Here is a 16,409-nt window from a genome sequence, read left to right on the forward strand (position 1 = left end):
CACTTCGGCGTGAAAATGCTCTAAGAGGGGCGCTCGCACGCGGCTTCCTCGGCACACCGGCCGCGCGGCGACGTTACGGGTCCGATGGAATCCCACACCGACCTCTGGCTCGCCGCGAGCATCGTGGCGATCTCGCTCCTGCTCTCGGCCTTCTTCGCGGGCGCCGAGACCGCCTTCACCGCGGCCTCGCGAGCCCGGATGCTCTCGCTCGAGACCTCGGGCGACCCGCGCGCCGCCATCGTCAACCGGATCCTGGCGATCCGGGAGCGCTTCATCGGCTCCATGCTGATCGGCTACAACATCGTGGCGATCGGGGCCTCGGCCTTCACCACGAGCGTGCTCACCGCGATCTTCGGCAAGAGCGGCGTGCTCTACGCCACCGCCGGCATGTCGGTGCTCGTCATCGTCTTCGCGGAGGTGCTGCCGAAGACGCTTGCCATCTCGAAGCCGGACCAGGCGGCGCTGCTGACGGCGCGGCCCGTCGCTTTCACGGTGGCGCTCCTCGGCCCCCTCGCGATCGCCATCGAGAACCTCGTGCGGCTGATGCTGCGCCCCTTCGGCATCACCATCGGGGAGCACCAGTCGATCCTCTCCGCCACCGAGGAGATCCGGGGGCAGGTGGCGCTGCTGCACCGGGAGGGGGGCGTCGCCAAGGCCGAGCGCGACATGCTGGGCGGCCTCCTCGACCTCTCCGACCTCACGGTCTCGGAGGTGATGGTCCACCGCACCAAGATGCGCACGATCAACGCGGACCTGCCGTCCGAGGAGATCGTGCGCGAGGTGCTGTCCTCGCCCTACACCCGGATGCCGCTCTGGCGCGGGACCTCGGAGAACATCGTCGGCGTGCTCCACGCCAAGGACCTGCTGCGCGCCCTCGACGCGGCCGGCGGCGACGCGTCCGGCCTCAAGGTCGAGGCGCTGGCCCTCGAGACGTGGTTCGTGCCCGGCACCACCTCGTTGCGCGACCAGCTCAAGGCCTTTCTCACCAAGAAGACCCACTTCGCCCTCGTCGTCGACGAGTACGGCGAGGTGATGGGCCTCGTGACCCTGGAGGACATCCTGGAGGAGATCGTCGGCGACATCGCCGACGAGCACGACGTGACGGTCTCCGGCGTGCGCCCGCAGGGCGACGGCTCCGTGAACGCGGACGGCTCGGTCCCGATCCGCGACCTCAACCGGGCGATGGACTGGAACCTGCCCGACGAGGAGGCCACGACCATCGCCGGCCTCGTGATCCACGAGGCCCGGGCGATCCCCGACCAGGGCACCGCCTTCAACTTCCACGGCTTCCGCTTCCAGGTCCTGCGCAAGGCCAAGAACCGCATCACCACCCTGCGCATCACGCCGCTCGCGCCCGCCCCGTCCGCGCGGCGGGCGGACAGGCCGGAAACCTGAATTCGCCACCGCGCGTCGATGCCCGGAGGCTACAGGTCCGGCTCTATCCGCGCGCCTCGACCTGTGCCGCTCCAGTATTCGACCCTGAAGTGTTGAGACCGCACGATGCACCGAATAGGTTGCATTTGCGGCCCTGCCTTTACGATCCCGACAGCATGGGCCGTCTATCGACTCTACCGGCAGCGATGCCCGGGCGAGCCGGGCCGTTACCGGAACGGATCGATGCGCCTCGACACCCCGACCCTGCTGCTCGTGACGGTGATCGTCACCTTCGTGGTCGGCACGCTGTTCCTGCTGTCCTGGAGCCAGGACCGGACGGCCCGCCCGCTCGCGATCTGGGGCGTCGCGCACGTGACGGGCGCGGCGGCCTCGGGCCTCCTCGCGCTTCGCGGCGTCATTCCCGACGCGGCCTCGATCGGCCTCGCCAACACGCTGATGATCGGGGCCTACGGCCTGATCTGGAGCGGCGTGCGCGCCTTCGAGGGCAGGCCTCTCCGCCTCGATCTCGCCCTGGCCGGCGGCGCCCTCTGGGGCGCCCTCTGCTTCGTGCCCGACTTCTACGCCTCCCTCGCGGCCCGGGTGATCCTGGCCTCGGCCATCGCCGGCGGGTTCTGCGCCGCCGGGGCCTACGAGATCTGGCGCGGGCGGGCCGAGGCCCTGGTCTCGCGCTATCCGGCGATGGTCCTGCTCGGAGCCTACGCCCTCGTCTATGTCCTGCGGATCCCGCTGGCCCTGCTCACCCCCCTGCCGACGAACCAGGACGTGATGCAGTCGGCCTGGCTCGCGATCCTCTGCTTCGTCGGCATGCTGTTCACGGTCGCGATCGCCTTCACCTTCATGGCGCTGACCAAGGAGCGGGTCGAGCGGGTGCAGCGGCAGGCGGCCGAGACCGACCCGCTGACCGGCATCGCGAGCCGCCGGGCCCTGGTGGCGGGCGCGCAGGCGCTGCTCGCCGGTTCCGACCGGCCGGTCACCCTGCTCCTGTTCGACCTCGACCACTTCAAGAGCATCAACGACGCCCACGGCCACATGGTCGGCGACGGGGTCCTGGTGGGCTTCTGCTGCCTCGTGCAGGCCCTGCTGCCGCCGGGCGCCCTGTTCGGCCGGATGGGCGGTGAGGAATTCGCCTGCGTGCTGCCGGACCGCGACGTCGAGAGCGCGCTCCGCCACGCCTCGCAGATCCGGGCGGCGGTGGCCCGGCTCTCCGTGCCGAGCCTACCGGGGCTCGCGGTCAGCGTGAGCATCGGGGCGGCGGAGAGCGCGGCGATCGGGCGCGAGCTCGACGCCCTCCTGCGCCACGCCGACGCCGCCCTCTACCGCGCCAAGCGCAACGGCCGGAACCGGATCGAGGTCTCGGCAGCCCTCCGGGCGGCCTGATCAGATCTCGATCTCGGTGCCGACCTCGATCACCTGCCGGGTCGGCACACAGAAGAAGGCGCCCGTGCGCTCCCCGTTGCGCTGCATGAAGGCGAAGAGCTTCTCCCGCCAGTGCGACATGCCGCGCCGGTCGTTCTTCGGGATCACCGTCTCGTGGCCGATGAAGACGGTGACGTCCTCGACGAAGCCCGGCGGCAGCAGGCCGTGCCCGACGGCGCAGGCGAGCCCTTCCGGAATCGAGGCGTCCTGCATGAACCCGTAGCGCAGGATGATCCGGTAGAAGTCGGGGGCGATCTGCGAGACCTCCGCCCGCTCGCTCTCGGGCACGGTCGGCGTCTCCTCGTAGAGGGCGGTGATGATGAGCAGGCGCTCGGCCAGCGCGTGGCTGCGCTCCAGGAAGCGCGAGAGGGGCAGCGGGATGCCGTGGGTGGCCGCCGAGAGGTAGGCCGCCGCGCAGGGAAGCCGCACCGGCGGGTCCCGCCGCAGGCGCTCCAGGAACTCCGCCTCCGGCATGCGCAGGGACGCGCGGGTCTCCTCGATGATCGCCGTGCCCTTCCGCCAGGTCAGCATCATCATCGCGACGAGGCCGGCCAGCACGAGGGGAAACCAGCCCCCCTCGAACAGCTTCACGCTGTTGGCGCCGAGGAAGACGAGATCGATGACGAGGAAGAAGCCGTTGAGGGCCGCGACCGCGACGGGGTTGTAGCCCCATTTGAGCGCGATCAAGGCGGCGAGCAGCGTCGTGATCGCCATCAGCATCGAGACCGCGATGCCGTAGGCGCCCGCCAGCGCGTCGGAGGAGCCGAACACGACGACGGCGGTGAGCGTCGCGATGGCGAGGAGCCCGTTCACGGCGGGCACGTAGATCTGGCCGCGCTCGTCGGAGGCGGTCTGGACGATGCGCATGGTCGGCAGGAAGCCGAGCTGGATCGCCTGCTGGGTCAGGGAGAACACGCCCGAGATGATGGCCTGCGAGGCGATCACGGTGGCGAGCGTCGCCAGCGCGATCAGGGGATAATGCGCCCAGTCCGGCGCGAGCGCGTAGAACGGGTTCTCGATCGCGGCGGGCTCGGCGAGGAGGACTGCGCCCTGGCCGAAATAGTTGATCACGAGGGCCGGCAGAACGAGGGCGAACCACGCGAGGCGGATGGCGCGCGCGCCGAAATGGCCGAGATCGGCATACATCGCCTCGCCGCCCGTCACCGCCAGGAAGGCCGCGCCGAGCATGGCGAAGCTGACATGCCAGCCGGCATGCGTCAGGAAGTCGACCGCCTCGAAGGGATTGAGCGCCCGCAGGATCTCCGGCCGGTGCAGGATGCCGCCGATGCCCAGAAGCGCCAGCACGGCGAACCAGACCAGCATCACGGGGCCGAAGATGCGCCCGATGAAGGCGACGCCCTTGCTCTGGACGAGGAACAGCCCGACCAGGATCGCCAGCGTGATCGGAACCACGAACCGGTGGAGGGCGGGGGCGTCGACCTTGAGGCCCTCGACCGCCGAGAGGACCGAGATGGCCGGCGTGATGGCCCCGTCCCCGTAGAGCAGGGCCGCGCCGACGAGGCCGACGACGAGGAGGAGCGCCTGCCAGGATCCGGGCTTGGCGTGGCGGGCGCCGAGCAGCGCCAGCATGGCGACGATGCCGCCCTCGCCCCGGTTGTCGGCCCGCAGGATCAGGACCGCGTACTTGATCGAGACGATCAGGATCAGAGCCCACAGGATCAAGGAGACGGCGCCGATCACGGCCGCGGGCTCGGCCGTGCCCGTGCCGTGGCTCGCCGCCCGCACCGCCTCCTTGAAGGCGTAGAGGGGGCTCGTGCCGATGTCGCCGTAGACGATGCCGAGGGCGCCGAGCAGGATGGCCGGCCGGACGGCCCCGCCGCGCTGCCCCTCCGCTCCCATCCCGATGGCGGTCTCATGGGTTGCGAGCTGGCTCACGGGGGCGACTCCGACCTCCGGCCGCGCCGATCCGGGCCCGGCCGTGTTCCGCGAAGGTAGAAGGCGGCGGGCGCTCGTCCAGGGCCGGTGCGGGGCGCGAGCCGGGAATCACGCGCTCGTGTCGGCCCGCCCCGGCCGCTCGGATCAAGCGGCGGCGAGGAGCGCGAGCGCCTCGGGGCATTCCGCCCCGCGGCGCAGGCAGAAGACGGGCGCGCCGATCCGGCTTCCGATCGCCTCGGCGACGGTCTCGGGGGGCGTCGGCGCGCCCGCGCTCTCGCTCACCGCGACGGCGACCAGGGGGCAGTCATGCGCCCGCAGGGTCTCGACCGCCGTCAGCGCGTGGCTGATCGCGCCGAGATAGCTGCCGGAGACGAGGAGGGCGGGCAGGCGCAGGGCCTTGAGCCAGTCGAGGCCGGTCTCGGCCCCGGTGATCGGGCTCATCAGCCCGCCGACGCCCTCGATCACGACGGTGGTGCCGGGCTCCGCGGCCGCGATCTGCGCCTCGCACCATCGCACCAGATCGGGGAGCGCGAGGCTGCGGCCCTCGCGGGCGGCGGCGAGATCGGGCGCGAGGGGCGCCGCGAAGCGCCAGGGCGAGCAGGCGGCGACCGTCTCGGGGCCCACCGGCAGGCCCTGCGCGGCGAGCAGCCGGGCGGTGTCGCTCTCGGCGAAATCCGGATGGTCGAGGGGCGGGACGCCGCTGGCCAGGGGTTTCAGGGTGCGGACCGGGCGGCCCATCGCCCGCAGGGCCTGCGTCAGCGCCGCGGTGAGGTAGGTCTTGCCGATCTCGGTCCCGGCGCCGGCGACGAACAGGGCCCGCATCGAGGCCGTCTACTTCTCGACGAAGGCCTTCTCGATGACGAAGTGGCCGGCCTCGCCGTGGTTGCCCTCCTCGTAGCCGCCATCGGCCAGGAGCTGGCGCGTGTCGCGGATCATCTCCGGGCTGCCGCACAGCATGAACCGGTCCGCCTCCTTGCTCATCACCGGCAGGCCCACATCCGCGAACAGCTTGCCCGAGGTCATCAGGTCCGTGATCCGGCCCCGGTTGCGGAACGGCTCGCGCGTCACCGTCGGGTAATAGACCAGCTGCTGGCTGATCATCTCGCCCAGGAACTCGTGGCGGGGCAGGTCCTGCGTGATCGTCTCGCCGTAGGCGAGCTCCTGCACCTGCCGGCAGCCATGCACCAGAACCACCTTCTCGAAGCGGTCGTAGGTCTCCGGGTCCTTGATGATCGACAGGAACGGCGCGAGCCCCGTGCCGGTGCCGAGCAGGTAGAGGTGGCGGCCCGGCAGCAGGTTGTCGAGCACGAGCGTCCCGGTCGGCTTCTTGCCGACCATGATCGGGTCGCCGACCTTGAGGTGCTGGAGCTTCGAGGTCAGCGGGCCGTTCGGCACCTTGATGGAGAAGAACTCCAGCTCCTCCTCGTAATTGGCCGAGACCACCGAGTAGGCGCGCAGCAGCGGCCTGCCCTCGACCTCGATGCCGATCATGGTGAATTCGCCGTTGCGGAAGCGGAACGAGGGGTCGCGGGTGGTGCGGAAGGAGAACAGCGTGTCCGTCCAGTGGTGCACCGAGAGCACCCGCTCCTCGTTGTATTTGCTCATCGGGACAGGTGACTCCGAATCTCGCGGACTTTTGGCGCGTCTTCTCGCATGTGCAGCACGCCCGTCAAGGCATGGCAGCAGCGCATGCGGGGGATGATTCTACTGTCTAGAACGGCTCTGAATTCTTGACGGCCCCAGGAGGCGCCGTCTCACAGCGGCTTCAGCCCCGCCTCGATCTCGGCCCGGCGCGGCTCCAGGAAGGGCGGCAGGGCGAGGCGCTCGCCCAAGGCTTCCAGGGGTTCGTCGGCGGTGAAGCCGGGTCCCTCGGTGGCGATCTCGAACAGGATGCCGTTCGGCTCGCGGAAGTAGAGGCTGCGGAAGTAGTAGCGGTCGACCGGCCCGCTGGAGGGCATCCGCCGCGTCTTCAGCCGGTCCGCCCAGGCCGCGTAATCCGCGTCCGGGATGCTGAAGGCGACGTGGTGCACGGCGCCCGCGCCCTGGCGCGCCGGGGCCGAGGCGTCCTGCATCACCTGGAGTTCGGCGCCGGCGCCCCCCTCCCCCATCGCGTAGACCCGCACCTCCCCCTCGGGCAGCTCGAAGGTCCGGTCGTGGCGCATCCCGAGCACCTCGGTGAGCACCGCCTCGGTCCGCCCGGCCTCGGCGACCGCGAGGCGCACGGGGCCGAGCCCGCGGATCTGGTGGGGGGCGGGCACGGGGCTGCCGCTCCAGGGATGGGCCGGGCCGGCACCGCCGTCGTCGACGAGGCTGAGGCGCTGGCCCTCGCCGTCCTCGAAGTCGAGGGTCAGGCGGCCGTCCCGCTCGACCGGGAGGGCGTGGTCGATGCCCTCGCGGGCGAGGTGCTCGCGCCACCACGCGATCGCCTCGGGGCCGGAGACCCGCAGGCCGGTGCGCACGATGCTGTTGGCGCCCCGCCGCTCGGGCGGCGCCGGCCAGTCGAAGAAGGTGATGTCGGTGCCGGGTGCGGCGACCCCGTCGGCGTAGAACAGGTGATAGGCCGAGAGGTCGTCCTGGTTCACCGTCTTCTTGACGAGGCGCAGGCCGAGGATCCGGGTGTAGAAGGCGAGGTTGTCCGCCGCCCGGGCCGTGATCGCGGTGAGGTGGTGAAGTCCGGTGAGGTGCATCGGGAGCCTGTCCGCTGGCGTCCGGGACCCCTGAGATGGCGACGGCGCGCCCGGTTGCCAGCCCTGTTGCCAGCTCTCTTGCCAGCCCTGGGCCGGCGCGCCGCGGCCGGTCTCAGAAATCCGTCGGCCGGCCGGCGGCGACGACGAGCATGCGCCCGTCCGCGAAGGTGCGGCCCGCGGCGCGCCGGATGTCGGCCTGCGTCACCGACGCCACCATGTCGTTGCGGCGCGCGATGTAGTCCATGCCGAGCCCCTCGAAGGCGATCTGCACGATCTGGTGCGCGATCTTGGTCGAGGTGTCGAAGCCGAGCGCGTAGGAGCCGGTGAGATAGTCCTTCGCCTTCTGCAGCTCCTCGTCGGAGGGGCCTTCGGTGATCAAGCGGCCGATCTCGTCGCCGATCACGGCGAGCGCCTCGCCGACGCGCTCGTTCTTGGTGGCGGTGTAGCCCCAGGTCATCGCCGCCGAGCGGTGGCTGACGAGGGAGGTGCCGACCGAGTAGGCGAGGCCGCGCTTCTCGCGCACCTCCTGGAACAGGCGGGAGGTGAAGGCGCCGCCGCCCAGGATGTGGTTCAGCACGTAGGCCGGGATGAAGTCCGGGTCGCGCCAGGGGACGCCCGCCATGCCGAAGCGGATCACCGATTGCGGCACGTCGAGATCGACGACCACGCGCCGGCCGAGATCCTGCACGGTGGTGCGCGGCACGGCGCGCAGCGGGCCCGCCTCCGGCAGGGCGCCGAAGGAGCGGTTGAGCGCGTCGGCCAAAGCCGCCGCGTCGATGGCGCCGACGGCCGCGACCTTCACGGCGCCCCGCCCGATCACCTGCGCGTGCAGGGCGAGGAGGTCGTCGCGGGTGATGGCCGAGATGCTCTCGATCGTGCCCGAGGAGGGCCGGCCGTAGGGGTGCCCGGCGAAGGCCTCCTTGAAGAAGCGCCGCGAGGCCAGCACGCCCGGATCGTTCTGCTGGTAGCGCAGGCCGGCGATGGTCTGCGCGCGCACGCGCTCGATCGCGTCCGGGTCGAGCCGGGGCTTGGTCAGGGCCAGGGCGAGTAGGTCGATCGCCTCGTCGGTGTGCTTGACGAGGGTCTTCAGCGAGCCGCCGACCGCGTCGGGTCCGGCATGGAACGAAAGCTCGACGGCGCGCGCCGCGAGGCGCTCCTGGAAGGCGTCGGAGGTGAGGTCGCCCGCGCCCTCGTCGAGGAGGCGCGCCAGCATCTGGGCACAGCCGGCCTTGCCGTCCGGGTCCTGCGCGGCGCCGCCCTCGAAGGTGAAGGCCAGCGCCACCATCGGCACCACCGGCGACTCGACGTGCCACGCCTCGACCCCGCCGACGGTGGCGACGGATTTCGCCTGGGTGGGCGAGGCCGCGGTGCGGGTGGGAGTCTCGGCCAAGTTCATGGGAACCTCGTTGTTCTTGTGCGGGGGCGGCGCCTGATCCGGCCGCGCCCCGAGATGTCGGCAGCGGCGCCCTCAGGCAGCCGCGACGGAGACCGGCGCGTCCGGGTCGCGGGACTTGACGAGGTAGCCGGTCACGGAGCGGGCGGGCACGAGGTAGCGCTCGGCCACCGCCGCGAGGCGCTCCTTCGTCACGCCCTCGATGTCGACGGGCCAGCGGCGCACCTCCTCGATCGTCTCGCCGATGGCGAGCGCCGAGCCGTAGATGCGGGCGAGGGAGGATTGGCTGTCCGAGGAGTAGACGGTCTCGGCCACGAGCCGGGTCTTGGCCCGCTCGATCGCCTCGGGCTCCAGCGCCTCGGCCGGCGCGCGGCGCAGGACCTTGTCCACCGCCGCCTCCAGCGTCTCCAGGCTGACGCCCTCGGCGGGCACCGCGTAGACGGAGAAGCGGGTGTCGTCGATCGCCGAGCCCATGTACCAGGCCCCCGCGTTCACGGCGATGCCGGTCTCCAGGACGAGCTTGCGGTAGAGGTAGGAGGTGGCACCCCCGCCGAGCACCTCGGCGAGGAGTTCGAGCGCATGGCACTCGCCGTCGCGGGCCGTGATGCAGGAGGGCGTCAGGTAGAGCCGCTGCAGGGTCGGCTGCTCGACCTTCGGATCGGCGACGCTGAGGCGGCGGAGCGCCTTCGGCTCCGGCTCGCGGGCCCGGATGCGCTTCGGCCGGGCGCCCTGGGGCGTGACGCGGCCGTAGGTGCCGTCGGCGAGCCGGCGCACCTCGTCGGGCGTGACGTCGCCCGCGACGACGAGGATCGCGTTCTCCGGCGTGTAGAAGCGCTTGTAATAGTCGAGGGCGTGGTGGCGGTTCAGCTCCTCGATCTCGTGCATCCAGCCGATGATCGGGATGCCGTAGGGGTGGTGGACGAAGAGGGAGGCCGCCATCGCCTCGGAGAGCTGGGCGGAGGGGTCGGTCTCGACCCGCATGCGCCGCTCCTCCAGCACCACGTCGCGCTCGGGCGCGACCACGGCATCGTCGAGGACGAGGCCGGTCATCCGGTCCGCCTCGAATTCCATCATGGTCTTGAGGTGGTCGCGGGCGACGCGCTGGAAATAGGCGGTGTAGTCGTAGCTCGTGAAGGCGTTCTCCTGGCCGCCGAGCCCCGAGACCGCCTTGGAGAAGGCGCCGACCGGATGCGTCTCGGTGCCCTTGAACATCAGGTGCTCGAGGAAGTGGGCGATGCCGGACTGGCCGAGCGGATCGTCCGCCGAGCCGTTGCGGTACCAGATCATGTGGGTGACGACGGGCGCGCGGTGGTCGGGCACGACCACGACGTCGAGGCCGTTGTCGAGGCTGAACGACGAGACCTCAGGGCCGCCGGCCTCCGAGCGCCCGAACGGCGCGGCCTCGAGTCGCCCGGCATGGGCGAGCAGGGGGGCCTCGGCGCGGCTCGGCCGGCGCAGGAGTCCGGCGGGCTTGGGCTTCCGGAAGAGGTGCATCCTGATGTCCTTTGCGGCCCGTCCCGCGGGCCGTCCGGTTCTGGCTCACGCCCTGGCGCCGATCTCGGTCAGCCGGCAGCCGGGCAAATCTCGTACCGCGACCCTGCCTGGGGACGGGGCGGCCGCTCAGCGGCCCTGAGAGCGTAGATAGAGCCCGGGATCGGCTTCTTCCCGTTCCCGGCTCGCATTGTTGACGGGGTCGCGGCCCTCGACGACGACCTTGCGCGGCGCCTTGCGGTACCCGGTCGGCGGATCGGTGAGGGTGTCCCGGCTCGGCTCGGCCACGGACGGCTCGGTCTTCTCCTGGCCGACGCCCCGCATCAGCTCCAGCGGGTTCACCCAGAACGAGTCGCGGTTGTTGTCGCCGGGCTTGCGCTCGGGCTGCGTCGTCATGTTCGCGTCGGCGCGCCGGCCCGCGCGGATGTCGTCGATGCCGAGCGTCGCGTTGTTGTCGTTGTAGCGCCCGCGCGGCTGGTTGCCCTTCGGCACGCGGCGCTCCGCCTCGTCGCGCTCGCGCTGCAGCACCTCGGGCTCCTTGGGCCATTGCGGGGAGGCGGTGCGGGGCCGGGGCGCGGGCAGCGCCTTGCCGTCGAGCTTCGGCGGCATCACGAGCGGCGCGCGCTCGCGGTAGTTGATCGCGGGCTGGTCCTTCTCGAGGAGGCCGAGATTGCTCAGCGTGTCCCGCATGAGCTCGCCCCGCTCCTGGCCCTGGGCGGTCCCGGCGGCGAGGAGGCCGGCGACGGTTGCAAGGAGGATACGGCGATACCCGGTCATGCTGCCCCACAGGTTCCGGCCGGGCCTCGAGGTCCCTGAACGGGGCCCGGGGCGGTCGCGCTCGCGGCGGCCTGATCCGACCCGTCCGGCCTGATCCCGGTTTCGGGCGATCGTATGGCGCCTTGACTGCACTGCACCAGGGTCCGGCGGCGAGAGAACGCCGCTGTGGTTTACGGATCACACGGTCGGAGCATTTTTCTCCGTCGGCCCGGCCGATCGCCGCTGCGGCAGGAGCCCGTCGAGGATCAGCCCGATCACGCCCGCAACGATGGCCGCATCCGCCACGTTGAACACGTACCAGGACCACGTGCCCGCGTGCAGATGCACGAAGTCGAACACGGCGCCGTAGGCCGCCCGGTCGACGGCGTTGCCGAGGGCGCCCCCCGCGATCAGTCCCAGCGAGAGCGCGAGGAGCCGCGAGGGTGCCCGGCGCATCCAGAGGCCGAGGCCGAGGGCCGCGGCGAGCGACAGGGCCACGAGGAGCCAGCGCCCGATTCCGCCCTCCTGCTGGAACAGCCCGTACGAGACGCCGCGGTTCCACACCACGACGAGTTCGGCGTAGGGGCCAAAGCGCCAGGGCTGGGTCAGCACGAGATCCGTGCCGAGATAGAGCCACAGCTTCGAGGCCTGATCGAGGAGGAGGGTGGCCACGAGCGCCGCGAGGCCGAGGCGGAAGGGCGTCATGGACGTCGTGGGCGTCGTCATGGGCCTCATGGGCGCACGCCGCAGGCCCTCCCCGCCCCGCGCGGGGAAGGGGATGGGTGAGAACCGATCGGGTCCAGCCTCACGCCGCGCTCGCGGTGCCGTGCGCCGCATCCCACTCCCGCAGGGCCTGCGCGTCGCGGGGGGTCACGTCGGGATAGTCCCGATCCATCCCGACATCCGGGCTGACGCGCCAGGAGCGGGCGCATTTGCGCCCCTCGGCGAGCCCCGGCACCACGGCGACGCCGCGGACCTCGTCGAGGCGGAAGGCGTCCGCCGGTCCCTCGCCGGCCTCGATCCGGATGGCCGAGGTGATGCAGATGTCCGCGAAGTCGATCCCGTCGAGGGCCCCGAGGAGGTCGGGGTCCGAGACGTGCACGCTGGGGGCGGCCTCCAGGCTCGCGCCGATGCGCTTCTGCGCCCGCTCGATCTCGAGGGCGCCCGTCACCACCCGCCGCACCCGGCGGATCCTCTGCCAGCGCGCGGCGAGCGCCTCGTCGCGCCATTCCGCCGGGGTCTCCGGCAGGGTCTGCAGGTGCACCGAGCCGTCCTCGGACGGGTAGCGGTCGAGCCACGCCTCCTCGGCCGTGAAGGCGAGCACGGGTGCCAGCCAGATCGTGACCCGCCGGAAGGCCTCGTCGATGACCTGCAGCGCCGCGCGCCGGGCCGTCGAGGAGATCGGGTCGCAGTAGAGCGTGTCCTTGCGGACGTCGAAGTAGAAGGCCGAGAGGTCGCCCGTCATGAAGCCGTTGAGGAGCGCCACGACCCGCTTCGTGTCGAAGGTGCGGTAGGCCTCGCGGACCTCGCCGTCGAGCTCGGCCAGCCGGTGGAGGATGAAGCGCTCCAGCTCCGGCATCTGCCCGAGGGCCACGTCCTGCCCGGGCACCCGGTGGGCGAGCGAGCCCAGCATCCACCGGAGCGAATTGCGCAGCTTCCGGTAGGTCTCGGCGAAGGTCTTGATGATCTCCGGCCCGATCCGGAGGTCGTCGGCGTAGTCGGAGGCCGCCACCCAGAGGCGCAGGATGTCGGCGCCCGAATCCTTGATGACGTTCTGGGGCGCCACGACGTTGCCCTTCGACTTCGACATCTTCAGCCCCTTCGGGTCGAGGACGAAGCCGTGGGTCAGGACGATGTCGTAGGGCGCGCGGCCCCGCGTGCCGGCGGATTCGAGGAGCGAGGACTGGAACCAGCCGCGATGCTGGTCGGAGCCCTCGAGGTACATCACGGTGTCCGCGCCCCCGTCGCGCCTGCGGCGCACGCCGGAGAGCCCCGGGAACGCCTCCGGATCGTCGAGCACGAAGGCGTGGGTCGAGCCCGAATCGAACCAGACGTCGAGGACGTCCGTCACCTTCTCGTAATCGGCCGGGTCGTGGTCGGGCCTGAGGAACCGGGCGCCGTCCGCATCCGTGAACCACGCATCCGCGCCCTCCGCGGCGAAGGCGTCCACGATGCGGGCGTTGACGCGCTCGTCGCGCAGCACCTCGCTCGTGCCCTTCCTCACGAAGACGGTGATCGGCACGCCCCAGGCGCGCTGGCGCGAGACCACCCAGTCGGGCCGGTTCTCGACCATGCCGTTGATGCGGTTGCGCCCCTGCGGCGGCACCCATTCGGTGTCGGCGATCGCGCGGAGCGAGACCTCGCGCAGGGTCCGGTTGCCCAGGCTCTCGACCGGCTTGTCGAGGGCGATGAACCATTGCGGCGTGTTGCGGAAGATGACCGGCTTCTTCGAGCGCCAGGAATGCGGGTAGCTGTGGCGCAGGACGCCGCGGGCGATCAGGTTGCCCGACTCGGTCAGCGCCGCGATGACGGCCTTGTTGGCGTCGCCCTTCTCGCCCTTATGGTTAAGAACGAGTTTTCCCGTGAAACCGGGCGCCTCCCCGGTCAGCGCCCCGTCGGCGTCGACCGTGTAGGGGATGCGCGTGTCGATGCCGCGCTGCGCGAGCAGGCGCCCGCTCGCCATCCAGAGCTCGAAATCCTCGCGGCCGTGGCCCGGCGCCGTGTGGACGAAGCCGGTGCCCGCCTCCTCCGTGACGTGCTCGCCGTCGAGGAGCGGGACGGGGAAGTCGTAGCCGCCGACATGGCCGCCGAGCGGGTGCGACAGGGTGAGGCCGGCGAGTTCCTCGGGCGACACGTCGCGCAGGCGCTCCTGCGCCTCGACGCGGGCGGCCGAGAAGACGCCGGAGGCCAGCGCGTCGGCGAGGATGAACGTGTCGCCGGGCCGCGCCCAATTGTCGTCCGGTGCCTGCGTGACGCGGTAGAGGCCGTAGGCCACCTTCTTCGCGTAGGCGACGGCGCGGTTGCCGGGGATGGTCCAGGGCGTCGTCGTCCAGATCACGATGCGGGCGCCGGAGAGGTCGCCCGTCGCGCCCTCGCGGATCGGGAAGGCGGCGAAGATCGTGTCGCTGACGTGGTCCTCGTACTCGACCTCGGCCTCGGCGAGCGCCGTCTTCTCGACGACCGACCACATCACCGGCTTCGAGCCGCGATAGAGCTGGCCCGTCATGGCGAAGGTCAGGAGCTCGCGGGCGATCGCCGCCTCGGCCGGGAAGGCCATGGTCGCGTAGGGATGGTCCCAGTCGCCGGTGACGCCGAGGCGCTTGAACTCCTCGCGCTGCACGTCGAGCCAGTGGCCCGCGAAGGTGCGGCACTCCTGCCGGAACTCGATGACGGGCACCTCGTCCTTGTTCCGGCCCTTGGCGCGGTACTGCTCCTCGATCTTCCACTCGATCGGCAGGCCGTGGCAGTCCCAGCCCGGCACGTAATTGGCGTCGTGGCCGAGCGCGCCCTGGCTGCGGACGATCACGTCCTTGAGGATCTTGTTGAGCGCCGTGCCGATGTGGATGTTGCCGTTGGCGTAGGGCGGGCCGTCGTGCAGCACGAATTTCGGCCGTCCCGCCGCGGCCTTCCGGATGCGCCCGTAGAGGTCGATCCCGGCCCAGCGCTCCAGGAGGTGCGGCTCGCGCACGGGCAGGCCCGCCCGCATCGGGAATTCGGTGCGGGGCAGGAACAGGGTCTGCGAATAGTCCCGGGTGGCCGGGGCGTCGGTGCTGTCGCTCATGAGGTCAGGCGTCTTCGCGCTCGTCTGGCGGGTCTGTCGGGCCGGCCGTCGACCGGCGACTTCGCTCTCCCGGCATCCGGGGCTCCCGCGCGGGCGCGGGGCCTCACACGGAGGCCGGGCCCGTAATTCGGGTGGGGCGGCGCAAGCCGCGCGGATCGAAGACGTCGCGCATGGGACGCCGCTTCTAGCAGCGGCGCGGGCCGGAGACCAGCGGCCATGCGCGCGCCGGAGTGTTGCGCATTCGCGACGCAGCCGACTTCGGATCGCACGCCTGCCACTTTTTCCAAGCTCGGCCGTTGATCCGGCAACCTTCCGGGTGCCGCAGGCCGGCCTCTCAGGAAGCGAGACAACGCAATGAGGACTCACCTGCCATGAAACGCATTCTCGTCGCCGCCACGCTCGCGCTGTCGGCGCTCACCCTGTCCGGCGCCGCCGAGGCGCAGGGCCTGCCGGGCGGCGTCCGCCGCGGCGCGGCCGAGGGCGACCGGGTCGCCGGCCCGGTCGGCGGCATCGTGGGCGGCGCCGTCGGCGGCGCGGTCGGCACCGTCAACGGGGCGCTCGGCATCGATCCAGGCCGGCGCGCCTACCGCACCGACCTGCGCTCGCGCCGCCATTCCCGCCACCACCGCCGGTATCACCGCCGCTGAGGCGCGCCGCGCGGCCGGCCCCTTTAGGCGGCCGGCCGCGCCTTTCGTGCCCGGCGCTCCCGCGCGAGCAGGTAGAGACCCGAGGCCACGACGATCGCCGCACCCATGAGGGTGGTCCGCCGCGGCACGTCGCCGAACGCCGCATAGCCGAGCAGCACCGACCACAGGAGCTGCGTGTAGATGAAGGGCGCGAGCACGTTGGCCGGCGCCCGCGCGTGGGCGAGGACGAGGAGCCAGTGCCCCAGCGTGCCGAACAGGCCGACGCCGACGAGGAGCGCCCAGGCCAGGGGCGTGGCCGGGCTCGTCCAGATCCAGGGCAGGAGCGGGCTCATCAGCGCGAGACCTGCGAGCCCCGAGTAGAACATCGTCGTCGCGGTCGAATCGTAGGCCGCGAGCTTGCGCGTCGTGATGATGTAGAGCGCGTAGCAGAGCATGTTGCCGAGGCTGTAGAGCACGGCCGGCTGCACCCCGCCGACGCCCGGCTGCACGATCACGAGGACGCCGAGGAAGCCGAATCCGATTGCCGCGAGGCGCTCGCGCGAGGACCACTCGCCGAGGAGCGGCCCCGCGAGCAGGGCGACGGCGAGGGGCACGGCGAACTGGATCGAGAGGGTCTCGGCGAGCTGGAGGTGGCGGAGCGCCACGAAGTTGAAGGCGGTGGAGCCGAACAGCAGCAGCGAGCGCAACACCTGCAGGAGCGGGCGCCGGGTCCGGGCCACGTGCGGCGTCGTCACCGGGTTCAGCACGAGGGAGATGAGCGCGACGCTGACCGCATAGCGCATGAAGGTCGTCAGGAGCGGGTCGACGCCGAAGCCCGCGAGCGCCTTCGCCGAGGCATCGAGGCAGGCGAAGAACGCCACCGTCGCGCACATCAGCCCGATGCCCGCGAGGCGGCGCGGATCGGGTGCCGCTTCGGCCTTCGGCTCCCCGGTCTCCGCCGCGATCCC

The 16,409-nt window shown here is 71.6% G+C and carries 13 protein-coding genes; 3 read left to right on the top strand and 10 right to left on the bottom strand.

Going from position 1 to position 16,409, the window contains the following annotated elements; all coding sequences use genetic code 11:
• Positions 1 to 84 precede the first annotated feature (84 nt).
• Positions 85 to 1,395 carry an HlyC/CorC family transporter gene (locus tag J2X36_RS00510; protein ID WP_132251904.1) on the top strand — a complete coding sequence of 437 codons (1,311 nt, stop codon included), beginning with the start codon at positions 85 to 87 and terminating at the stop codon, positions 1,393 to 1,395.
• Between the two features lie 222 nt (positions 1,396 to 1,617).
• Entirely contained in the window at positions 1,618 to 2,772 is a 1,155-nt protein-coding gene (locus tag J2X36_RS00515) for a GGDEF domain-containing protein (protein WP_310344675.1), read from the top strand.
• Here the strand turns inward: J2X36_RS00515 and J2X36_RS00520 are convergent, their stop codons facing one another.
• The 9 genes from J2X36_RS00520 to ileS form a co-directional block, all read right to left on the bottom strand.
• On the bottom strand, positions 2,773 to 4,671 hold the full coding sequence (locus tag J2X36_RS00520) for a potassium transporter Kup (protein ID WP_310345539.1): 1,899 nt from the start codon (positions 4,669 to 4,671) through the stop codon (positions 2,773 to 2,775). It lies immediately after the preceding gene.
• Between the two features lie 180 nt (positions 4,672 to 4,851).
• Positions 4,852 to 5,529, bottom strand: a complete 678-nt coding sequence (bioD, locus tag J2X36_RS00525; RefSeq protein WP_310344679.1) for a dethiobiotin synthase — start codon at positions 5,527 to 5,529, stop codon at positions 4,852 to 4,854.
• A gap of 9 nt (positions 5,530 to 5,538) precedes the next feature.
• Positions 5,539 to 6,312 (bottom strand): ferredoxin--NADP reductase, encoded by a 774-nt coding sequence (locus tag J2X36_RS00530; RefSeq protein ID WP_132251897.1) that lies wholly within the window; start codon positions 6,310 to 6,312, stop codon positions 5,539 to 5,541.
• 149 nt (positions 6,313 to 6,461) lie between these two features.
• The gene (locus J2X36_RS00535) at positions 6,462 to 7,394 is read right to left on the bottom strand and encodes a ring-cleaving dioxygenase (RefSeq protein ID WP_132251895.1); all 933 of its coding nucleotides are present in this window, start codon (positions 7,392 to 7,394) and stop codon (positions 6,462 to 6,464) included.
• A gap of 112 nt (positions 7,395 to 7,506) precedes the next feature.
• Positions 7,507 to 8,790 carry a pitrilysin family protein gene (locus J2X36_RS00540; RefSeq protein ID WP_132251893.1) on the bottom strand — a complete coding sequence of 428 codons (1,284 nt, stop codon included), beginning with the start codon at positions 8,788 to 8,790 and terminating at the stop codon, positions 7,507 to 7,509.
• A 72-nt stretch (positions 8,791 to 8,862) separates the two neighbouring features.
• Positions 8,863 to 10,281: a pitrilysin family protein gene (locus tag J2X36_RS00545; protein ID WP_245516464.1), complete on the bottom strand. Its 1,419-nt coding sequence runs from the start codon at positions 10,279 to 10,281 to the stop codon at positions 8,863 to 8,865.
• 126 nt (positions 10,282 to 10,407) lie between these two features.
• Positions 10,408 to 11,055, bottom strand: a complete 648-nt coding sequence (locus tag J2X36_RS00550; RefSeq protein ID WP_132251891.1) for a hypothetical protein — start codon at positions 11,053 to 11,055, stop codon at positions 10,408 to 10,410.
• 177 nt (positions 11,056 to 11,232) lie between these two features.
• On the bottom strand, positions 11,233 to 11,739 hold the full coding sequence (lspA, locus tag J2X36_RS00555; RefSeq protein ID WP_310345542.1) for a signal peptidase II: 507 nt from the start codon (positions 11,737 to 11,739) through the stop codon (positions 11,233 to 11,235).
• Positions 11,740 to 11,839: 100 nt separating this feature from the next.
• A complete protein-coding gene (ileS, locus tag J2X36_RS00560; RefSeq protein ID WP_310344693.1) occupies positions 11,840 to 14,815 on the bottom strand; it encodes an isoleucine--tRNA ligase in 2,976 nt (991 codons plus the stop codon).
• 371 nt (positions 14,816 to 15,186) lie between these two features.
• Here ileS and J2X36_RS00565 point away from each other — a divergent pair, with 371 nt between their 5' ends.
• A complete protein-coding gene (locus J2X36_RS00565) occupies positions 15,187 to 15,462 on the top strand; it encodes a hypothetical protein (RefSeq protein ID WP_132251887.1) in 276 nt (91 codons plus the stop codon).
• Positions 15,463 to 15,485: 23 nt separating this feature from the next.
• Here the strand turns inward: J2X36_RS00565 and J2X36_RS00570 are convergent, their stop codons facing one another.
• A complete protein-coding gene (locus tag J2X36_RS00570) occupies positions 15,486 to 16,406 on the bottom strand; it encodes a DMT family transporter (RefSeq protein WP_310345544.1) in 921 nt (306 codons plus the stop codon).
• Between the last annotated feature and the right edge of the window lie 3 nt (positions 16,407 to 16,409).

It is taken from the genome of Methylobacterium sp. BE186 (genome assembly GCF_031457035.1).
GTDB lineage: Bacteria > Pseudomonadota > Alphaproteobacteria > Rhizobiales > Beijerinckiaceae > Methylobacterium > Methylobacterium segetis.

What these genes read in the sequence shown, in the direction of transcription:
- J2X36_RS00510 (WP_132251904.1), top strand. Translation starts at nt 85, where the DNA reads ATGGAATCCCACACCGACCTCTGGCTCGCCGCGAGCATCGTGGCGATC.
- J2X36_RS00515 (WP_310344675.1), top strand. Translation starts at nt 1,618, where the DNA reads ATGCGCCTCGACACCCCGACCCTGCTGCTCGTGACGGTGATCGTCACC.
- J2X36_RS00520 (WP_310345539.1), bottom strand. Translation starts at nt 4,671, where the DNA reads ATGGGAGCGGAGGGGCAGCGCGGCGGGGCCGTCCGGCCGGCCATCCTG.
- bioD (WP_310344679.1), bottom strand. Translation starts at nt 5,529, where the DNA reads ATGCGGGCCCTGTTCGTCGCCGGCGCCGGGACCGAGATCGGCAAGACC.
- J2X36_RS00530 (WP_132251897.1), bottom strand. Translation starts at nt 6,312, where the DNA reads ATGAGCAAATACAACGAGGAGCGGGTGCTCTCGGTGCACCACTGGACG.
- J2X36_RS00535 (WP_132251895.1), bottom strand. Translation starts at nt 7,394, where the DNA reads ATGCACCTCACCGGACTTCACCACCTCACCGCGATCACGGCCCGGGCG.
- J2X36_RS00540 (WP_132251893.1), bottom strand. Translation starts at nt 8,790, where the DNA reads ATGAACTTGGCCGAGACTCCCACCCGCACCGCGGCCTCGCCCACCCAG.
- J2X36_RS00545 (WP_245516464.1), bottom strand. Translation starts at nt 10,281, where the DNA reads ATGCACCTCTTCCGGAAGCCCAAGCCCGCCGGACTCCTGCGCCGGCCG.
- J2X36_RS00550 (WP_132251891.1), bottom strand. Translation starts at nt 11,055, where the DNA reads ATGACCGGGTATCGCCGTATCCTCCTTGCAACCGTCGCCGGCCTCCTC.
- lspA (WP_310345542.1), bottom strand. Translation starts at nt 11,739, where the DNA reads ATGACGCCCTTCCGCCTCGGCCTCGCGGCGCTCGTGGCCACCCTCCTC.
- ileS (WP_310344693.1), bottom strand. Translation starts at nt 14,815, where the DNA reads ATGAGCGACAGCACCGACGCCCCGGCCACCCGGGACTATTCGCAGACC.
- J2X36_RS00565 (WP_132251887.1), top strand. Translation starts at nt 15,187, where the DNA reads ATGAAACGCATTCTCGTCGCCGCCACGCTCGCGCTGTCGGCGCTCACC.